Annotated in this window: 15 protein-coding genes and 1 pseudogene; 13 read left to right on the forward strand and 3 right to left on the reverse strand. The window is 60.0% G+C overall.

All coding sequences use genetic code 11. From position 1 onward, the window contains the following. Positions 1 to 422 precede the first annotated feature (422 nt). The 4 genes and pseudogenes from AC0L2K_RS33530 (at position 423) to AC0L2K_RS33545 (ending at position 3,901) form a co-directional block, all read left to right on the forward strand. Positions 423 to 1,640 (forward strand): cytochrome P450, encoded by a 1,218-nt coding sequence (locus AC0L2K_RS33530; protein ID WP_473533470.1) that lies wholly within the window; start codon positions 423 to 425, stop codon positions 1,638 to 1,640. A gap of 42 nt (positions 1,641 to 1,682) precedes the next feature. Further along, a pseudogene (locus tag AC0L2K_RS33535) lies at positions 1,683 to 1,853 on the forward strand (ferredoxin); the annotation flags it as partial. A gap of 111 nt (positions 1,854 to 1,964) precedes the next feature. Next, the gene (locus AC0L2K_RS33540; protein ID WP_473533480.1) at positions 1,965 to 2,549 is read left to right on the forward strand and encodes a nuclear transport factor 2 family protein; all 585 of its coding nucleotides are present in this window, start codon (positions 1,965 to 1,967) and stop codon (positions 2,547 to 2,549) included. Positions 2,550 to 3,259: 710 nt separating this feature from the next. Next, positions 3,260 to 3,901: a nitrogen fixation protein NifQ gene (locus AC0L2K_RS33545; RefSeq protein ID WP_473533471.1), complete on the forward strand. Its 642-nt coding sequence runs from the start codon at positions 3,260 to 3,262 to the stop codon at positions 3,899 to 3,901. Here the strand turns inward: AC0L2K_RS33545 and rpoN are convergent. The 3 genes from rpoN to AC0L2K_RS33560 all read right to left on the reverse strand — a co-directional run bounded on the left by rpoN (position 3,880) and on the right by AC0L2K_RS33560 (position 8,605). After that, positions 3,880 to 5,289: an RNA polymerase factor sigma-54 gene (gene rpoN, locus AC0L2K_RS33550; RefSeq protein WP_473533472.1), complete on the reverse strand. Its 1,410-nt coding sequence runs from the start codon at positions 5,287 to 5,289 to the stop codon at positions 3,880 to 3,882. The genes AC0L2K_RS33545 and rpoN overlap by 22 nt on opposite strands. Positions 5,290 to 5,471: 182 nt before the next feature. After that, positions 5,472 to 6,005, reverse strand: a complete 534-nt coding sequence (locus AC0L2K_RS33555; protein ID WP_065010713.1) for a peroxiredoxin — start codon at positions 6,003 to 6,005, stop codon at positions 5,472 to 5,474. A 1,382-nt stretch (positions 6,006 to 7,387) separates the two neighbouring features. Beyond that, positions 7,388 to 8,605, reverse strand: a complete 1,218-nt coding sequence (locus tag AC0L2K_RS33560; RefSeq protein ID WP_473533473.1) for an MFS transporter — start codon at positions 8,603 to 8,605, stop codon at positions 7,388 to 7,390. Positions 8,606 to 9,226: 621 nt separating this feature from the next. Between AC0L2K_RS33560 and nifH the strand changes: the two genes are divergently transcribed. The 9 genes from nifH to AC0L2K_RS33605 all read left to right on the forward strand — a co-directional run bounded on the left by nifH (position 9,227) and on the right by AC0L2K_RS33605 (position 19,089). Then, entirely contained in the window at positions 9,227 to 10,120 is an 894-nt protein-coding gene (gene nifH / locus AC0L2K_RS33565; RefSeq protein ID WP_065010720.1) for a nitrogenase iron protein, read from the forward strand. A 92-nt stretch (positions 10,121 to 10,212) separates the two neighbouring features. Further along, entirely contained in the window at positions 10,213 to 11,715 is a 1,503-nt protein-coding gene (gene nifD, locus AC0L2K_RS33570) for a nitrogenase molybdenum-iron protein alpha chain (RefSeq protein ID WP_473488632.1), read from the forward strand. 132 nt (positions 11,716 to 11,847) lie between these two features. Next, positions 11,848 to 13,389, forward strand: a complete 1,542-nt coding sequence (gene nifK / locus AC0L2K_RS33575; RefSeq protein ID WP_473533474.1) for a nitrogenase molybdenum-iron protein subunit beta — start codon at positions 11,848 to 11,850, stop codon at positions 13,387 to 13,389. 62 nt (positions 13,390 to 13,451) lie between these two features. Further along, entirely contained in the window at positions 13,452 to 14,954 is a 1,503-nt protein-coding gene (gene nifE / locus AC0L2K_RS33580; RefSeq protein ID WP_473533475.1) for a nitrogenase iron-molybdenum cofactor biosynthesis protein NifE, read from the forward strand. Further along, entirely contained in the window at positions 14,951 to 16,333 is a 1,383-nt protein-coding gene (gene nifN, locus AC0L2K_RS33585; protein WP_473533476.1) for a nitrogenase iron-molybdenum cofactor biosynthesis protein NifN, read from the forward strand. The genes nifE and nifN overlap by 4 nt, the downstream gene beginning before the upstream one ends. Further along, a complete protein-coding gene (nifX, locus tag AC0L2K_RS33590) occupies positions 16,299 to 16,796 on the forward strand; it encodes a nitrogen fixation protein NifX (RefSeq protein ID WP_473533477.1) in 498 nt (165 codons plus the stop codon). The genes nifN and nifX overlap by 35 nt, the downstream gene beginning before the upstream one ends. 16 nt (positions 16,797 to 16,812) lie before the next feature. After that, positions 16,813 to 17,292 (forward strand): NifX-associated nitrogen fixation protein, encoded by a 480-nt coding sequence (locus AC0L2K_RS33595; protein ID WP_473511887.1) that lies wholly within the window; start codon positions 16,813 to 16,815, stop codon positions 17,290 to 17,292. A 108-nt stretch (positions 17,293 to 17,400) separates the two neighbouring features. Beyond that, positions 17,401 to 18,105, forward strand: coding sequence for a response regulator transcription factor (locus AC0L2K_RS33600; protein ID WP_473533478.1), 705 nt, complete (start codon positions 17,401 to 17,403; stop codon positions 18,103 to 18,105). A gap of 96 nt (positions 18,106 to 18,201) precedes the next feature. After that, positions 18,202 to 19,089, forward strand: coding sequence for a universal stress protein (locus tag AC0L2K_RS33605; RefSeq protein WP_473533479.1), 888 nt, complete (start codon positions 18,202 to 18,204; stop codon positions 19,087 to 19,089). Positions 19,090 to 19,682: the final 593 nt, after the last annotated feature.

The raw sequence follows: 19,682 nt of genomic DNA on the forward strand, positions 1-19,682 counted from the left end.
GGCGCTCCTTAGGTAGCTGCTCAACAGCGTCGAGGGTGCCACACGCTCGCCGCCGCCCATAGCATCTACAGCGCTGTAGAGGGCGCGCTCGCGAGCGGCTTCGCTACCGCCGACCTACACCCTCTCTCGCAGGTGACCTCGTTCGATACTTAGCCTCTTCACTCGGCTCGTCGTTAGCATTCTTTTCCGCAAACCTTGTCGTGTCTGGAACAGTCATGAATGTCGAAATTCGTACCAAGGTTAGCCTCAGAAGGGCCGCTACAACGGAGATATGAGCAGCGCCAATGGTGCGCTTACTCGGCACGCAATTTGCTCGATTTTGTCATCGGAGGCGTGTCGGCGGTGCGTCGCGGAGCCCAGCGGTGACGAACAGCCTTGCGATCTCAGCCGAGCGCGTAAACGCCTGAACGCAGGAGAACCAAATGGCGACCAACCCGGTTCCAGATCATGTCCCGCCGGAAATGGTGGGCGACTTCAGCCTCTTTTCGTCGCCAGGCATGGCTCCGGCGCCCAACGGCGACCCGCACGCAGCAGTCGCTTGCGTGCATGCCGGACCGCGAATCTTTTATTCGCCCTGGAACACGCGTACGGGACAGGGTGCTTGGGTCATCACTCGCGCCGCAGATCAGCGCCGGGTGCTGCAGGAGACCGAAAACTTTTCCAGTCATCGCAACGTCTTCGCATCCGCGCTGGGCGAAGACTGGCCGACGATCCCGCTCGAACTCGATCCCCCTTCCCATGCAGTCTTTCGCTCATTGCTCAATCCGCTCTTTTCGCCGAAGCGTGTAACGGAACTGGAGCCCGCCATCCGCGAGCGAGCGATAACGCTTATCACGAGGATCGCCTCTTCGGGCACAAGCTGCGACGCGATGAAAGATTTCGCCTACCCTTTCGGAGTCAGCATCTTCCTTCGCTTCATCGGACTGCCGGAGCACCGCCTTGAGACGTTTGTTGCCTGGGCGAGAGATCTGCTCCACGGCGATGATGTGAGACGGCCGGCGGCGGCTCGGACGATTGTAGCGTTCATAGACGAGCTGGCGGCGATGCGCCGCAAAAAGCCCGTCGACGATTTCATGAGCTTCATTGTGCAGGCGCAGGTCGAGGGCCGCGGGCTGACAGACCAGGAGGTCCGTGGCATTGGCGTGCTCGTTTTGGTGGCCGGGCTCGACACGGTCGCTACAGCCATAGGCTTTGACTTGGCCTACCTCGCGCGAAACCTGGAAGATCAGGAATTGCTCCGAAAAGAACCGGACCGGATCGTGCGCGCAGCCGAAGAACTGCTGCGCGCCTTTCCGACCGTCCATTTGATCCGCGTGGCACGGAAAGATATCGACTTCGAAGGCGCGCCGATCCGCAAGGGGGACTTTGTTTCCTGCGCCACCATGATTGCAAATCGTGACCCGGCGGAATTCGAATTTCCCAACACGGTCGATCTGACGCGAGAAGGCATCCGCCACGCCTCCTTTGGCTATGGTCCCCACCGTTGCCTTGGCTCACATCTAGCCCGGCGGGAAATTGTCATTGGCCTGGAGGAGTGGCTGGCGCGCCTGCCGCCCTTTCGGATCAAGGAGGGAACAGCACCCATCACCCATGGCGGCCAACTGTTCGGGATTGAAAATCTGATCCTGGACTGGGCCTAAACCTAGCCCGGTCTGAGCCGGGCACAGACGTTGGAGGTCGCCTTGCGCATCATCGTTCACAAAGCCAGATGTCAGGGTCATGCGCAATGCTCGGCGCGAGCGCCGGCAGTCTTCAAGCTGGATGAGGCGGGTTACATCCTACCCGGTGACATTGAGGTTGCGGATGGGGAGCAACTGCTTGCGTCGGATGGGGTGCGATCCTGCCCCGAACTTGCGCTGGAAATCGACGATCCGCCCGCTGCGCGAATTACTTCGGAGACCACCCCCAAACCGAAGACAGGGGTCCCGGAACACGTCAGAACCACGGAGTTTGCGACAGACCCGATGGGCCAAGCGAAAATTGTCGAACTGCTCGACCGTGAGGCGATCCGCGACTGCCTCTATCGGTATTGCCGCGGGACAGACCGCGCCGACGAGGCGGCACTGCGCAGTGCGTACTGGCCCGACGCCCATGACAGCCACGGGGCGTATCGCGGCTCGGCCGAGGGCTTCATTCGGTTTGCGCTCGATGTCTTCAAGACCGGACCGCGCAACATCCATCAGATCACGAACATCCTGATCGAATTCATCAACGCGGCAGAGGCCACGGTCGAGAGCTATTTCACCGCGCTGCAACGCGGACCGGACAAAGACGGAGAAGTGCGCCAGATGTTTCTATGCGGGCGCTACTGCGATCTGTTTCAAAAGAGGGAAGGGGAGTGGCGGATTGCCGAACGGACCGTTGTCTATGACTGGCTCGAGGAGCAGATCCCATCGTCGGTGCTGGAGGCAGAACGCTTCGGCCCGCGACAGCCGATTGGAGCACCGTATCCGGACGATCCAATCTATGCGCTCGGGATGCGTCGCATTGCTTCTCATGACGATGCCTTCACAGCTTCGCAACCGCATCATTGGGACTATGGACTATGATAACTTTCCAACGCCACCGCGACACCTGCAAGGTGGAGATGGCCGGCAGGGACCCCGCGACGGCATGACCGCGACAGCGCTCTGCTCTGAAACCATGAGCGCACCGAGGACGCCGGTCTGCATAGATTTGCTGGAGCTTAGCAGAGCCGCTCATCGATCCTGAACCGGATCAGCTCGCATAACGGACCTGAGTTGGAGATTTCGACCAAGGGCAATGATGCGCTAGATCGAACTCTGGGGAGACCAGATCTTGCCGCCATCAACAACGCGCTGGGTCATGCGCGGGTTGAGTTCGCAAAGGGTTATACTTCTTGCGGCTTCTTGGCCGTTCAGATGGCATAAACGAACGTCCACCGGCCGCTCATGACCGGACGCTCTAGATGCCTCTGATGACTAGCGCTTTCGTCACCCTGGACGGCTCCTGACGGGCTGCCCGAATATCTCACCTGCCGAGGCTTTGCTTGCACGGGGTAATGCCGCTGCTGAAGGGGTCTGCTCGAGCGCGGTCCCTTCACCGAGTCTAACCCAGGGTGAAGTACTCGCGCTTGCGACGGTAGCGCGGTGGCTTCGAAGGCGAGCTCAAGGCGTAATCATGGCAGTCGACCGGCCGGCCACTGCGTTGCGTTGAGCCCTCGCCGGCGCGTGCCCGAAATCTGACCCATGTGCTCGCGGCAGGGCCGCTGCATCACGAAACAACCAGGAGAACGGGAATGTCCGTCCATAAAGACGCACGTGTCGGCGCCGGCCAATGCCCCACCGTCGAGCCGGAGAGGGGGTTTGACGAGCATGTCCTTGCCTGCGTTCTCTCGTGTGCGCTCAAGGAGGTCGAGGCTGGCGAAGCGACAGCGACGGAGTCAACAGGGCTTTCCCTTGCCGATCTGCGCGAGGTCCTGCCCCGGGGTTTGTCCGCAACCGCACTGGCAGCCTTAGCCTTGGAAGACGTCTGCGATCCTGAGCCGGGCATGGAGGAAGAACTTCTGCGCGGCCTGCTGCTGGCGCATGCCCGGCCGAGCGACCCGGCGAGCGCGCGCTTCGCCAAGATCGTCGCCCGGCGTGCCATGCGCGATGACCATCTGTGGCAGGATCTTGGTCTTCCCAATCGGGCCGAGCTCAATCGCCTGCTTGCCACGCATTTTCCGATGCTCGCGGCCGGCAATACCCGAAACATGAAATGGAAGAAGTACTTTTACCGCAAACTCTGTGAGGCCGAAGGGTTTTCGCTATGTACTGCGCCCAATTGCCGGGAATGCAGCGATTTCGACAGTTGCTTCGGCCCGGAGGAGGACGAACGCGGAGAACGCATCACGTTTGATTTAGGGGCCACTCTTGGTCACGAGGCCTTGAGGCCTTGATCGCCGTCGCGCCACAAGCGCTTTTCCCGGCGCCGCTGTATGGAGGAGGGAATGTTCATCGCCTCGCGATATTTGGCGACTGTGCGGCGAGCGAGATCTATGCCGCATTCCTTGAGCCGGTCAGCGATGTCGTCGTCAGAGAGCATGTTATCAAGCGATTCTTCGGCGACCATCGCTCTGATCCGATGGCGGACAGCTTCAGCGGAGTGCGCGTCACCGCCTTCGCAGGAAGAGATTGCGACAGTGAAGAAATATTTGAGCTCGAACACACCGCGTGGGGTAACCATGTACTTGTTCGACGTCACTCGGCTGACAGTCGACTCGTGCATGTTGATCGCCTCAGCGACCGTCCTGAGATTGAGCGGCCGCAGGTGGGCGACGCCATATTCCAGAAAAGCATCCTGCTGGCGCACGATTTCGGTGGCAACCTTAAGGATCGTCTTGGCGCGCTGATCGAGGCTGCGGATCAACCAGTTCGCGTTTTGCAAGCATTCATTGAGAAACGTCATGTCTTTCGATTTTTTGGCGGCTCGGCAGGAAACCTCCGTGACATAGCTTTGGTTGATCAGCACCTTGGGCAGCGTGTTCGGATCAAGTTCGATTTGCCATCCACCTCCTGGCGAGCGCAGGACCCATACGTCCGGTATAACGCATTCCGGCGTTCCCGACTGGAATGTGTTTCCAGGCTTGGGGTCAAGCGCACGGATTTCCTGCAGCATGTCGAGAAGATCTTCTTCATCGACGCCGCAACGCTGCTTCAATGTCTGAAAATCGCGTCGCGCAAGCATCTCAAGGTTGGCAACCAAAACCGCCATCGCCGGGTCGAACCGGTTTCGCTCGCGCAACTGTATCTCGAGACATTCGCTGAGCGATCGTGCGAAAATTCCCGGTGGATCGAAGTGCTGCAAGACGCCCAGCACCCGTTCCACATGGGCCAGCCCGACGTTTAGGGTCTCAGCCAAGTCCGAAGGACTTACCCGAAGATAGCCAGTGTCATCCAGATGACCGGCGAGCTGATTAGCGATCAGCCGCTCGTGCGGTGTGAAGGCAGTGAGGGAGATCTGACGAGCGACATGGTCGTGCAACGTTTCGGCTAAGGCGACAAACTCCTCGTAGGCAGGACGCTCGCCCGATGTGGTGTTCGTCGTGTTGGGCTGGGATTTCCCTTGCCTGGGCAGGTCCGGCGACCCTGCCCAGGTCGGTCCTTCAACCTCGCCAGACAGCCCTTCTTCGTTTGGCGCATGCTCCAGAAGCGGATTTTTCTCGAGCTCCTGGTCCACGAACTGATGCAGTTCGGCATGCGTCAGTTGCAGCAGGCGAATCGACTCGATGAGTTGAGGCGATGCCGCGAGAGACTGTTTCTGAAGTAGGCTGAAGGACGATTTCATGGTCAGTTCGGTATCCCTGTCAAAGAAGCTCTTGGCCGTGGCTAATTGGATCTCTCACAGGTCGACGATTCTAAGCCGCGTCACGTTTGAACGACCTCACGGGACGCGAGCTTCAGAGTTTCGCCCTTTGCGTCGCACAGGGTCGTCCAAAACGCAGTTAGGCATGGGCGATGTGCACCAGGTCACGCAGCGTCCTTCAACGATTGAAGGACGTTCTGCGGGGAAGAGACGCCATAGGGGTCGGTCTCGCAGTTATCGGAGAAACCTTCCTCCTCAAACCACTGCTCCACCACGCCATTATTGAGCAGAGCCGCGTAGCGCCACGAGCGCATACCGAAGCCCAGATTGTCCTTGGCAACCAGCATGCCCATTTTGCGCGTGAACTCGCCAGACCCGTCCGGGATCAGCTCGACCTTCTGCAGCCCCAAGGACTTTCCCCATGCATTCATGACAAAGGCATCGTTGACTGAGAGGCAGTAGATCGCGTCAACTCCTTCTTTCTTGAAATCCTCGTAGAGATCTTCGAAATTGGGCAGTTGGTAGGTCGAGCAGGTCGGGGTGAAAGCGCCAGGCAGGGAGAACAGGATGACGCGCTTGCCGGCAAAGTAGTCGTCGGATGTTTTTTCTTCCCAACGGTACGGATTTGGCCCCTGGATTGAATCATCGCGAACACGCGTGAGAAACGTGACGAATGGGACCTTCTTTTGACCGGTCATCAACTTGCTCCTTTTGAAGAAATTGGCGCACTGGATTTTACCGAGGCTGGCGGATTGCCGCGCTGGGGTGCTGCCGGGACGCGAGACAATGCCTACGCGGCTCCCGATCCTTTCCCCCGTCGGAATGTATGAGAAACGGCCCGGCTCCAGATGTTCGGATCTCCAAACCGGGCGATGCGCAGTCTTCAGCGAGGACAACCACCGCCGCCTTTGCCGATCGTTTAGAGCTTCGCGTGCCAGCCATGGTTCGGTATCCGCTTTCATCGTGTTCAATGGGCTCTGAGCACGAGCAGCAAGAGGCATGCCATTCGCAACGAAGCTGCTTCTGCACTCCCTTTCGGACGACGTCTTTCGCCAAGCCCGATGCGGCCATAGCCGTCGCTTGTGTAGCGCGCATATTTGCGCTTCCGCCGGCTGGCGATGCACCACACAGCGCAAGCCCATGCCCCGGCGCAGCCGCGCACCACCGCAGCGAGGGGCACAGTCTGCGCCGTAGCGGTGTTGGCAGAGGCATGACTGAGGCGAACGCACGCCTGTGGCAGCAATTCATGCGGCCGCTCTACGGCAATCGCCATGATCCCCAATCGATGAGGATCGAATTTGGCTCGGCCCCGATCATGACATGCTTGGCGTTCCAACTGGCTTCGCCGTGCGCGTCGATCGAAACCTCTGTGTCGGAAACGGAACTAGAATTGTCGCCAGGCCGACAGAAAGGTCGCCAAGCCGCCGCTGGTTAGCAGGAAGGGGCGCAACGCAAACGGAGCGCCAACCGGGCACGCAAATTGCGGTCGATGATCTTGTCGGTGGGACGTCCGCAATTCGAGCGAGAGCCTCGGCTGCGCCCTAACGTCGGCATTGCAAGAAGATGATTTGACGTCTCGCTAGCTCGCGGTTGCTGAACATAGGCTGCCCGACCGTCAAACGGTCATTGAAGAGCAGACTACGCCCTATCTCCCAAGCTCGTTGGCTCCACCAGTGGGAGGAGTCCATGCCATGAGGCTGTCGGACATGGTTATCCGCGACGGTGAAGCCCCAGCGCTGATACCTTGCAATATCAGGACATCGATGAGGCTACGCCTCAAGAACGGCACCTGGTCACCCATCAGCTGCCTAGCGCGACCCGCGCTCGCCCGGGCTGCGTAACCTGACCAACTCCGCCCGGGCGAACGCTGATGCACTTCCTGTAGCCGAGAACGGTGAAACCGGCGAGGCGAGGCGCCCGGCACTGATCCAGGCCCCATCGGGTGGTAGCCGCGATCCAGGTCACATCTAGGCGAGACGAAGGCCTGAACCGACAAAGTAGTCGTGGGCGGGATCGCGCCGCGCGGCTGGTGCGGCTGAATCGCGGCGCTGAGCTGAAGGTCTCTCCCGTCAGAGGTTGGTTAGGTTGTGCGTTTCGGGCCGAATAGGAACACCGTGAGGGCTGCGAGGAACGTGGCAACTGCGCTGTAGGCAAACACACTGGCGACGCCGACATTGTTCACAAGCAAACCGCCGAAGATCGCGCCGGCTGCGATTGCAATCTGGAACGTTGAGGTCATCAGCACACCGGCGCTTTCGGCCTGCTCGGGAACGGCGCGCAGCACCATCCAAGTCTGTACCCCCACCGGCACCGCACCGAAGCCAAAGCTCCATACAGCAACCGCAATGGCCGAGGCGGAGGCCGATGCTCCAGGCATCAGCAACGAGACAGCGGCTATCGCCATGAGCAGGGGCGGCAGCGCCGCGACTGCCTTGAGGCTGTGTTTCGCCAGGAATGCGCCGGCTAAATTGCCGAAGAAGCCGCATACCCCGGAAATGAGCAACAGCAATGAGATCGTCTCGATTCGGAGGGCGGGAATCTCCTCGAGGTAGGCCCGGACATAGGTGAAGCTGGCGAAGTGCCCGGAAGCGACCAGCAGTACGACCAAAAGCGCGACCCTGATGGTTGGCTTCTTGATCACATTCAGCAGACCGCGTAGTCCAGCCATTTCAACCGGCGGCAACGTCGGAAGGGTTACGAGTTGCACCAGCAATGTAACGGCGTTGACGGCTGCGGCGATCATAAAGGTGGCTCGCCATCCCCAGATGTCGCCTACATAGGCGCCGATTGGAGGCGCGCAAACGATAGCGACCGAAACGCCGGTGAGGATGATTGATAAGGCGCGCGGCAGGAGGTGATTTGGAACCAGCCGAATCGCCAGCGATGCCGAAATCGACCAGAAGCCTCCAAGCGCAATGCCGAGCACGACGCGTGCCGCCAGGAAAACCGGCAGCGACCACGCGACCCCCGCCAGAACGTTGGACAGGATCTGAAGCAGCATCATCGCCCACAGGACGATCCTGCGGTCCAAGCGCTTTGTTATGAAGGCGATCATCGGCGCAGAGATCGCCGCAGCAATCGCCGTCGCTGTCATCGTCTGTCCAGCCGCACCCTCTGTGACATGCAGATCATGCGCGAGCGGCGTCAGCACGCTGGCAGGCAAAAGCTCTGCCGCCACCAACCCGAAGGTGCCCAGGGCAAGCGATATGACCGCGCCCCATGCGGGACGAGACCGTTGATCCGGCTTTTCTGGGCCGTGCAGAAAAGTCTCCATGAAGCCTGTCGCGGATTCGGTCATGAATAAGCTCGCCACCTTGGGTGCAACTGCAACATGGGTTGGCTGCATTGACCCGCATTCATGCCAGGACGCCGTTGCCGGCCGCGTCGCACGAAGGGAATGTTCATCGCTGCCCGACATGTTGTGACAGCGCCGCGTGCAATATCAGTGCCGGTTCTCCGAGCCGGACGAGGATGTGATCGTCGGCAGTCGTCGCATCAGGCATGTTCCATGCCGACTTCGCGGGGCCAGTCTCGAACCAGCCATGCGCAACCAGCTACCGAGCACGCACGTCTGATGTCCCGCGGCGGGAGGAGCGCAGTCGCTTTGCCGCCGCCTGTATGCAGCCAAAGGTCGGCTCTAGCTCGAAGGCCCGAGTTCTTCCAGTGTCGGTCTCGAAGCTGACGCCTCGTGTCGGGCATTGTCGGGTCCGCTACAGGGCTTGTTCCGACAATTGTCTGGCAGCAAACACTTGGAGCTCAAGCTAACTCGCGGGGCACAAACGAAAAAATACCTTTTCGTTATCAGCAAGTCTACTTGGCACGAGTCTTGAGACCCCTCGGTGTGAGGCGGCAAGAGCTGCTCATCGGCATTCATATTGCGGCTAGCCGCGACGGATGGAACGAAGGAAGGAAATCTATAATGTCAGGTCTGCGTCAGATCGCCTTTTACGGAAAGGGCGGCATCGGCAAGTCCACCACCTCCCAAAACACGCTCGCCGCCCTGGTCGACCTCGGCCAGAGAATCCTCATCGTCGGCTGCGACCCCAAGGCCGACTCCACCCGCCTGATCCTGAACTCGAAGGCTCAGGATACTGTGCTGCATCTGGCGGCCCAGGAAGGTTCGGTGGAAGATCTCGAGCTGCAGGACGTGCTGAAGATTGGCTACAGAGGCATCAAGTGCGTGGAGTCCGGCGGCCCGGAGCCGGGTGTTGGCTGCGCCGGCCGAGGCGTCATCACATCGATCAACTTCCTCGAAGAGAACGGCGCCTATGACGATGTCGACTATGTCTCCTACGACGTGCTCGGCGACGTGGTTTGCGGCGGTTTCGCGATGCCGATACGCGAGGGCAAGGCGCAGGAAATCTACATCGTTATGTCCGGGGAGATGATGGCGCTCTATGCGGCCAACAACATCGCCAAGGGCATCCTGAAATATGCCCATTCGGGCGGCGTGCGGCTCGGAGGCCTGATCTGCAACGAACGTCAAACCGACCGTGAGCTCGACCTCGCTGAAGCCCTGGCTTCCAGGCTCAATTCCAAGCTCATCCATTTCGTGCCGCGCGACAACATCGTCCAGCACGCCGAGCTCAGGAAGATGTCAGTTATCCAGTATGCGCCGGATTCCAAGCAGGCCGGAGAGTACCGCGCGCTGGCCGAGAAGATCCATGCCAATTCTGGCCAGGGCACCATCCCGACGCCGATCACCATGGAGGAGCTCGAGGACATGCTGCTCGACTTCGGCATCATGAAGACCGACGAGCAGATGCTTGCCGAGCTTCAGGCCAAGGAAGCGGCCAAGGCGGCCGCCCAGTAACGACCGATATTGGTCGCCTCTCGAGTTGGGGCGCCTTGCAAAGAACGGCGCTTCATCGGTGACGCGTCATCAGACACCTTGAAAGGGGTCCCATGAGCCTGGAATACGAGAATGATGGTGCTCTCCATGCGAAGCTTATCGAGGAGGTGCTATCTCAATATCCCGACAAGGCGGCGAAGCGCCGCAAAAAACACCTGAGCATCGCAAAGAGCGGGGATGAGGCTGGCGGGGAAAGTGAGATCCTTTCCGAATGCGACGTCAAATCGAACATCAAGTCCATCCCCGGGGTCATGACAATCCGCGGCTGCGCCTATGCCGGCTCAAAGGGCGTGGTCTGGGGCCCAGTCAAGGATATGGTCCATATCTCGCACGGCCCCGTCGGTTGCGGCCAATATTCCTGGTCACAGCGCCGCAATTATTACGTGGGCACAACGGGCATCGACACGTTCGGGACAATGCAGTTCACCTCCGATTTCCAGGAGAAAGACATTGTCTTCGGCGGTGACAAGAAACTGGAACAGATCATCGACGAGATCGAGGTGCTGTTTCCGCTAAACAACGGCATCACCGTGCAATCCGAATGCCCAATCGGTCTCATTGGTGATGACACCGAGGCAGTTTCTCGCAAGAAGGCCAAGGAGTACGAAAAGACCATCGTGCCGGTGCGCTGCGAGGGGTTCCGCGGCGTCTCGCAATCACTCGGCCACCACATCGCCAATGACGCGATCCGCGACTGGGTCTTCGACAAGAAGGACGTCGAGTTCGAGGCCGGTGCTTACGACGTCAACGTGATCGGCGACTACAATATTGGCGGCGACGCCTGGGCCTCGCGCATCTTGCTTGAGGAGATAGGATTGCGCGTGGTCGGCAACTGGTCGGGCGACGCAACACTGGCCGAGATTGAACGCGCGCCAAAGGCCAAGCTCAATCTCATCCACTGCTACCGCTCGATGAACTACATCTGCCGGCATATGGAGGAAAAGTATGGCGTCGCCTGGATGGAGTACAATTTCTTCGGGCCGTCCCAGATCGAGACCTCTCTGCGCAACATAGCCAAGCATTTCGGGCCGGAAATCGAGGAGAAAACCGAGAAGGTGATCGCCAAGTACAGACCGCTTGTTGACGCCGTCATCTCCAAGTACCGGCCGCGTCTCGAAGGCAATACCGTCATGCTATACGTCGGTGGCCTGCGCCCCCGCCACGTCATCACAGCTTACGAGGACCTCGGCATGGTGATCGTCGGCACCGGCTACGAGTTCGGCCACAACGATGACTATCAGCGCACCGGTCATTACGTAAAGAACGGCACGCTGATCTATGACGACGTTACCGGCTACGAGTTGGAGAAGTTCATCGAGGGAGTTCGCCCCAACCTCGTGGGCTCTGGCATCAAGGAAAAATACCCGGTGCAGAAGATGGGTATTCCGTTCCGTCAGATGCACTCCTGGGACTATTCGGGACCTTATCACGGCTATGACGGCTTTGCCATTTTCGCGCGTGACGTGGATCTTGCCATCAACAATCCGGTCTGGGATCTCTACCAGGCCCCTTGGAAAGAACGGCCGCCCAGTGGGCGGGCGATAGCTGCCGAATAGACGCCCTGTCCTGGCCTAGTCTCCCCAGAGAGACCATGAACCCCGCGAGCTTGTGAGCCTCGGGATTACCGGAAACGTCTCGATCTATCTGAGCTGCCGAATGGCGCGGCCAGATTAAAAAGAGGAATACCAATGCCGCAGTCGGCCGAAAAGATTCTCGACCACGCTCCCCTGTTCCGCGAGCCGGAATACAGGCAAATGCTCGCCGAGAAGAAGCTGAATTTCGAATGTCCGCACCCGGATCAGATCGTTAGCGATCAAGGAGAATTTACCAAGACCTGGGAATACCGCGAAAAGAACCTCGCCCGGGAAGCGCTTGTGATAAATCCCGCCAAGGCCTGCCAGCCGCTGGGCGCGGTGTTCGCGGCCGCGGGCTTCGAGCGGACCATGTCGTTCGTCCACGGCAGCCAGGGCTGCGTGGCCTATTACCGTTCGCACCTGTCGCGCCATTTCAAGGAACCTGCTTCGGCGGTTTCCTCCTCGATGACCGAGGACGCGGCAGTGTTCGGCGGCCTGAAGAACCTGGTCGACGGGCTCGCTAACACCTACCAGCTTTACGACCCGAAGATGATCGCAGTGTCGACGACTTGTATGGCGGAGGTCATAGGGGACGACCTGCACAGCTTCATCGAGAACGCCAAAGACGAAAATTCGGTCCCGCGCGACTTTGACGTGCCGTTTGCCCACACGCCCGCCTTCGTCGGTAGCCATGTCGACGGCTATGATGGCATGCTGAAGGGCATTCTGGAGCACTTCTGGAAAGGCCAGGAGCGAACGGAAGCCAAGGGAACCATCAACGTCATTCCGGGCTTCGACGGCTTCTGCGTTGGCAACAACCGGGAACTCAAACGCCTGCTCGATGTGATGGGTGTGTTCTACACCTTCATCCAGGACGCGTCTGACCAGTTCGACACGCCATCGGACGGGGAATACCGCATGTATGACGGTGGCACGAAGATCGAAGAGGTGAAGGGGGCACTCGACGCCGAGGCGACGGTTTCACTGCAGTACTACAACACCCGAAAAACCCTCGACTACTGCGGGCAAGTCGGGCAGGCCACGGCTTCATTCCATTATCCGCTCGGCGTCCAGGCGACTGACGAATTCCTGATGAAGATCTCGGCGCTTTCCGGGAAGGAAATCCCCGAAGCAATCCGGCTGGAGCGTGGCCGACTGATTGATGCCATGGCGGACAGCCAGTCCTGGCTGCACGGCAAGAAATACGCGATCTACGGCGACCCGGACTTCGTGTACGCCATGGCCCGCTTCGTCATGGAAACGGGCGGCGAGCCGACACATTGCCTCGCCACCAACGGCACCTCGGCGTGGGAAGCCGAGTTGAAGGAACTGCTTGCATCCTCGCCCTTCGGCAAGGACGCTCAGGTCTGGGCGGGCAAGGACCTTTGGGCTATGCGGTCACTGCTCTTCACCGAGCCAGTGGACCTGCTGATCGGCAATTCCTATGGCAAGTATCTGGAGCGCGACACAGGCACCCCGCTGATCAGGCTGACGTTTCCGATCTTCGACCGGCACCACCACCATCGCTTTGCGCTCATGGGCTACCAGGGCGGGTTACGCGTGCTGACGACGATCCTCGACAAGATCTTCGACAAGCTCGATCGCGAGACGAGCCAGACCGGCGTGACGGACTATTCCTATGACCTCACCCGCTAGAACACACGGCCGGTTTTTCGCACAGGCGGTTCGTTGCCGAATTGGCTTTGGGGACTGACGCGATGACCTCGCTCAGTGCCAAGATCCAGGACGTTTTGGACGAGCCTGCCTGCGACAAGAACCGTGGCAAGGACGCCAAGGCGCGCAAGGAGGGCTGCGCAAGGCTGCTGACGCCAGGAGCGGCAGCGGGCGGTTGCGCCTTTGACGGGGCCAAGATCGTCCTGCAGCCGATCACTGACGTTGCGCACCTGGTCCATGCGCCGCTCGCCTGCGAGGGCAATTCCTGGGACAACCGCGGTGCAGCTTCGTCTGGGCCTACCTTGTGGCGCACAAGCTTCACGACCGACCTTACCGAACTTGATGTAGTGATGGGGCAGGGCGAGCGGAAGCTCTTCAAGGCGATCCGCGAAATCAAGGAAGCGTATGCGCCGCCGGCAGTCTTTGTCTATTCGACCTGCGTGACGGCGCTCATCGGCGATGATATCGAGGCCGTCTGCAAACGCGCCGCCGAAAAATTCGGCTTGGCCGTAGTCCCGATCAACGCGCCCGGATTGGCCGGCTCCAAGAACCTCGGCAACAAGCTCGCCGCCGAGGCGTTGCTCGACCATGTCATCGGCACGGTGGAACCCGACGACGCCGGGCCGTACGACATCAACATCCTTGGTGAATTCAACCTTTCCGGCGAATTCTGGCTGATAAAGCCGCTCCTTGATCGGCTCGGGATCCGGGTGCGCGCCTGCATTCCGGGCGACGCGCGCTATCTCGACGTTGCTTCCGCGCACCGCGCCCGGGCGGCTATGGTGGTGTGCTCGACGGCCCTCATCAATCTAGCGCGCAAGATGGACGAGCGCTGGGACATCCCTTTCTTCGAAGGCTCCTTCTACGGGATTTCAGACACTTCGGAAGCACTTCGCAAAATTGCTAAGCTGCTGGTGAGGAAGGGCGCCGATCCGGAGATCCTCGACCGCACAGAGACGCTGATCGCTGAGCAGGAGGCGATTGCATGGGAGAAGCTCGAGGCCTACCGGCGGGGGCTGCAAGGCAAGCGCGTGCTGCTCAACACGGGTGGTGTGAAGTCCTGGTCGGTCGTCGATGCGCTGATGGAGATCGGCATGGAGATCGTGGGCACCTCGGTCAAGAAATCCACGGTCGAAGACAAGGAGCGCATCAAAAAGATCCTAAAGGACGACAACCACATGTTCGAGCAGATGGCAGCGCGCGACCTTTACACTATGCTCTCAGAAGGCAAGGCCGATATCATGCTGTCGGGTGGGCGCACGCAATTCGTCGCGCTCAAGGCCAAGACGCCCTGGCTCGACATCAACCAGGAGCGCCAATACCCATACGCCGGTTATGACGGCATGGTGGAACTCGTACGCCAGATCGACCTCGCCATTCACAACCCTATCTGGTCCCAGGTGCGGGAGCGGGCCCCGTGGGATTGCCGGCCTGGTGTGAAGGACGAACAGCCGAGCACGAAGAACGAGACCGCGACGGTGCACGCTGCCCAGGAATTCGCCGGCACGACGCCGACGATTTCGGCGAGTGTTGAGGAAATCCGATGACCCGAATCCTTGCCCAGACCAAATCAGCCTCGGTCAATCCACTGAAATCGTCACAGCCGCTGGGTGCCGCCTTGGCCTTTCTAGGGATCGACGGCGCAGTGCCGCTGTTCCACGGCACCCAGGGCTGCACCAGCTTCGCGCTCGTGCTCTTCGTGCGGCATTTCAAGGAAACGATCCCCCTACAGACCACCGCCATGGATGAAGTGACAACCATCCTCGGCGGGTCGGACAATCTGGGAGAGGCGATCCTCAATCTTAAGACTCGCACGAAGCCAAAGCTGATCGGGGTCTGCACGACGGCGCTGGTGGAAACCCGTGGCGAAGATTCCGCAGGCGACATCGCTGACATCAGGCTGAAACGGGCGGAAGAACTCGCAGGTACTGAGATCGTGCTGGCCAACACGCCGGATTTCAGCGGCGCCCTCGAAGAGGGCTGGGCCAAGGCTGTCACCGCGATGATCGAAGGCATTACGCGGCCTGGCGAGCGGGCGCGCCAGTCAAAGAAGATCGCAATCCTGCCCGGCTGGAACCTCACTGTGGCTGACATCGAGCATTTGCGCGAGATGGTTGAAAGCTTTGGGCTGCACCCGGTGATTTTGCCGGACCTCTCAGGCTCGCTTGACGGTACTGTACCAGACCACTGGGTCCCGACCACCTATGGCGGTACGAGCGTCGAGGACATCCGCGAGCTCGGCGCGGCCGAGCACTGCATTGCCGTCTGCGAGCATATGCGCCGGCCGGCCGAGGTGCTGCACAAGGTGACCGGTGTCCCTTACGTGCTGTTCGAGTCACTGACCGGATTGAAGGACGCCGATCAGTTTGTTTCCCTGCTGTCCACGATTTCTGGCGAGCCTGTGCCGGCCAGTGTGCGCCGCCGGCGGGCGCAATTGCAGGATGCGCTGCTCGACGGACATTTCCATTTCGGAGGCAAGAAAATTGCTATCGCTGCTGAACCAGACCAACTCTATCAATTCGCAACCTTCTTCACGGGCATGGGCTCCAAAATCGCGGCGGCGGTCACGACGACCGATATGTCGGAAATTCTGGAAAAGGTTCCGACGGAGTCGGTTCAGATCGGCGATCTCGGCGATTTGGAAGCGCTTGCCGGCGGCGCTGATCTTCTGGTCACCCATTCACATGGACGCCAGGCGTCGCAACGTCTTGGCATTCCGCTCATGCGCGTCGGCTTCCCCGTCTTCGACCGGCTCGGCAGCCAGCACAAGCTCTCAATCCTCTATCAAGGGACCCGTGATCTGGTTTTCGAGGTCGCCAACATGTTCCAAGCCAACAGGCATGCGCCGACGCCTGAGGAACTTGATCCATTCCGCAAACGGGAAACGTCAGGTGGGCCCGGTTCGTCGCCTCTCACTCGTCACTGACGAGGTTCAAGGTCCGATGCGTGAACGACAAGCAGGCGCTTTGCGCGTGGCAATCGCAACCCAAGACATGAAGGAGCTCAATGCACATTTCGGGTCGGCCAAGCGCTTTGCTGTCTACGACGTGACGCGCGAGGAGTGGCATCTCGTGGAAGCCGTGGCCTTCGATGAGGTTTCCGATGAGAGCGGGAACCGTCGGACCGAGGGCGATGACCGCATCACGCCGAAGGTGGAGGCGCTGAAGGGCTGCCATCTGCTGTTTTGTCTGGCCATCGGCGGGCCTTCGGCAGCCAAGCTTGTTTCGGCAAAAATCCATCCAATCAAGGTGCCGCAGCCACAAACCATCCAAGAGGTGCTGTTGCGCACGCAGACGATGCTGAGGACATGTCCTCCGCCCTGGCTGCGCAAGGTGCTGGCCGAAGCTGGTGTCGCCGGAGAGAAACCGTCCTTCGAGGACGAGGACTGAAACGAGGAAGAGCGAAATGTTTGAAGTCGCGGTTAGCCCTGCTGTCAACGAGGATGAGGCGGCCCTTGCCAGCCCGTTCGTCAAATGCCTCGTGCGGTTGATCCGTGCTCAAGATTCCCACGGGTCATGGGACGGCAAAGCGGACGCCGAGTTGCTGGCCGACTTCATCGTCAGCAAGGAACAGCGCCGTACGATTCCAATAATCGGCGATCCCGATCCGGACGTGCTGTGGAGGCTCGACAAGTTTTACACTGCCGTCGCCCTTGCGATCGAAGAGCGCTCCGGCCTGATGGCATCGCCGATGATCGAAATGAGCCATGAGGGCTTCGGGCGCGTGCTTTTCACCGCCGGGCGTCTGGTCGTTCTGTCCAAGACCCTGCGCGACGTGCATCGGTTCGGCTTCGAGACCCTCCGCAAGCTCGCCGAGGCCGGCACGAAACTGGTCGGCGACGCAATCGCAGCCATCGAAACCTATCCCGAGGTAGCGCGCGCGTGATGAGAGCAGGTGTCGAGCGAAGGGGTCATGACAAGTCTTGAGCAGCCGCCATGGCCAGCCTACGCAGCCGACGCGGTCCGGGCCGATGGGGCTCTTGAGGTAGCGCCGATGAAGCCACTTGTCCTGATCTGTTCGCATGATACCGAGTTCTATCTGTTCCTGAGCCACATACTGGAGGTGGACGGCTTCGCCAGTGAGCCGGCAGGAGGCGCCAAGGAAGCGCTTGCATTGGCCGACGAACGGGAATTCAAGGCCGTGGTGCTGGACTGCGGGCCAGCGAGCATAACCGGGTCTGCAATCTGCGCCCGGCTCAAGCGCGAGCCCCGGACCGGCGGGCTGCCGATTATTGCCCTGATCGCGCCCGGCGCCGAGAACCAGCACCTCGATCTCCTGAAGGCTGGCATTGACGAGAGCTTTGTGCGGCCGATCGCCCCGGCCAAGCTGCTCGACTGTCTACGCGCGAGGCTGGCGCTGACCAAGCGGGGTGCACATGGTCTTGAAAACGGAGGTTGGCTCTCCTGTGGCGGCCTCGAGATAAAGCTCGACGCCCACCGGGTTCGCGGCAATGGCCACGACATCCACCTCGGACCCATCGAGTTCAACGTGCTGCGGCTTATGATTGAAGCTCCCGGGAAGGTCTTCAGCCGGGACGAACTTATCGGCGCGGCCTGGCCGCCCAACATCCATGTCGGTGCACGCACCGTCGATGTCCATATCAGCCGGATCAGAAAAGCCCTGAAAACGGCTTCGCCCAGCAGCGTTATCCGCACCGTCAGGTCGGCCGGCTACTCGCTCGAGAAGCCGGACGACTGAATCAAGTGCGGGTGTGGTGCCACTCCCTTCCCTCGCGCGGTGAGCCGGTCTTGCGGCCTGAAACGCCCCTAATGAATACTCAGGAGAAGCAGGCAAATGGCTTTTAAAAGCGTACTCTGTGTGACCGGCGCTGACAATTCCGATCAGGACGTCAGAACTGCCGCCGGCTTGTGTGCCGAAGTCGGCGCGCACCTTTCCGTACTGGTTATACCGCCTCCGATGCTCCTTATGTCGTATCCGTCGATCGGAGATGGTGTCCCCGAGTGGCCTGGAGGACGTGGACAGGCAATTGCCAGATTGAATGACCGGTTTCGACAAATCGACCGATTTACGCAGGACGTGGCCAGAATGGAAAGACGCTCCAAAGATATCCAGAGACTGCTGAGAGCTATGTCGCTCGCCTATGACGTTGATACCGACTATTGCGATCCGGCAAGCCTCGGCGAAGTGGCACGACAGCGGGCGCTCTGCGCCGACCTCACGATCATCGGACCGTGTCTCCTCAATGACGAGAATCTCGGACCTCCTGTTGTCAACGGCTGCTTGTTCGATACGGGAAGGCCGGTGCTCGTTGTGCCGAAGGGCACTGAGGCGACCTTGTGGCCACGGCGCGTCCTGGTCGGTTGGGATTCGCGAGTCGAGGCGTCCCGTGCGGTTCGGGAAGCGCTGGGTGTCTTATGCGCTGCTGAGGAAGTTCGTATTGCCCTGGTCGATCCGAAGGCGAACTATAACGGGAACGGCGCGGAGCCTGGAGCCGACATCGCTGCCTATCTCACTCGGCACGGTGCTCGGGTGTCGGTTGACCTGTTGCCAAGTGCCGGCAAACCGGCGGCCACGGTGCTTGCGCAGCACGCAATCGAGACGTCTGCCGACATGACGGTCATGGGCGCTTATGGCAGCCGTCGGCTGCGTGAGCGGCTCTTTGGCGGCGTGACGAGATGGATCTTTGAGAAGCCGACATTGCCGCTGTTTTTGGCTCGCTGACTGGTTGCGGAGCCGCACCGATGCTGTTCGAAGCTCTACGGTGATGCGTGGATTCATACCGTAGATGCGCTCCATCGAAACAATCGAGTTTACGGAGAGTAACGAACATGAAAAAGCTTTGCTCAGGAGGCGATGCCCACCGGAAGTCTCTCCGGTCATGCGCAAGGCGGAAGGTGGAACGGAGTCCTCCCAATTCTGATGCCCAGGGTACACCACGCAATTTATCGCTCGCTTTCCTGGCGCAATCCTGCGGACACGAGCCTGACGATTGTGCTCGCGAACGCGAGACGCTTTCCGTCCTTTGTCGAGGCTGCCTTCAGGCGTGTCGGGAGGGAGATCGTCTGGAAGGGGAAGCATTGACGAGGTAAGCCGCGAACACAGGAGTAACCAGGCGCTGATCCGGATAGAAGCGGCTATTTCGGTCCCGGCCGAGGTGGACCTGCCGATTGGCGAGGCCTGCTAAGGCGGCCACCAAGCACGGTTGGAAGCCAAAGACGACTTTTGATGAGCTCGTCTAGAGCCTTTCGCATTTAGGTTGACTTGTAGCCTGCGTTTTCGATGTAGTTTCGGCATTCCAGTGGGGTGACGGCATT

The sequence above is a fragment of the Mesorhizobium sp. WSM4817 genome (assembly GCF_055811135.1).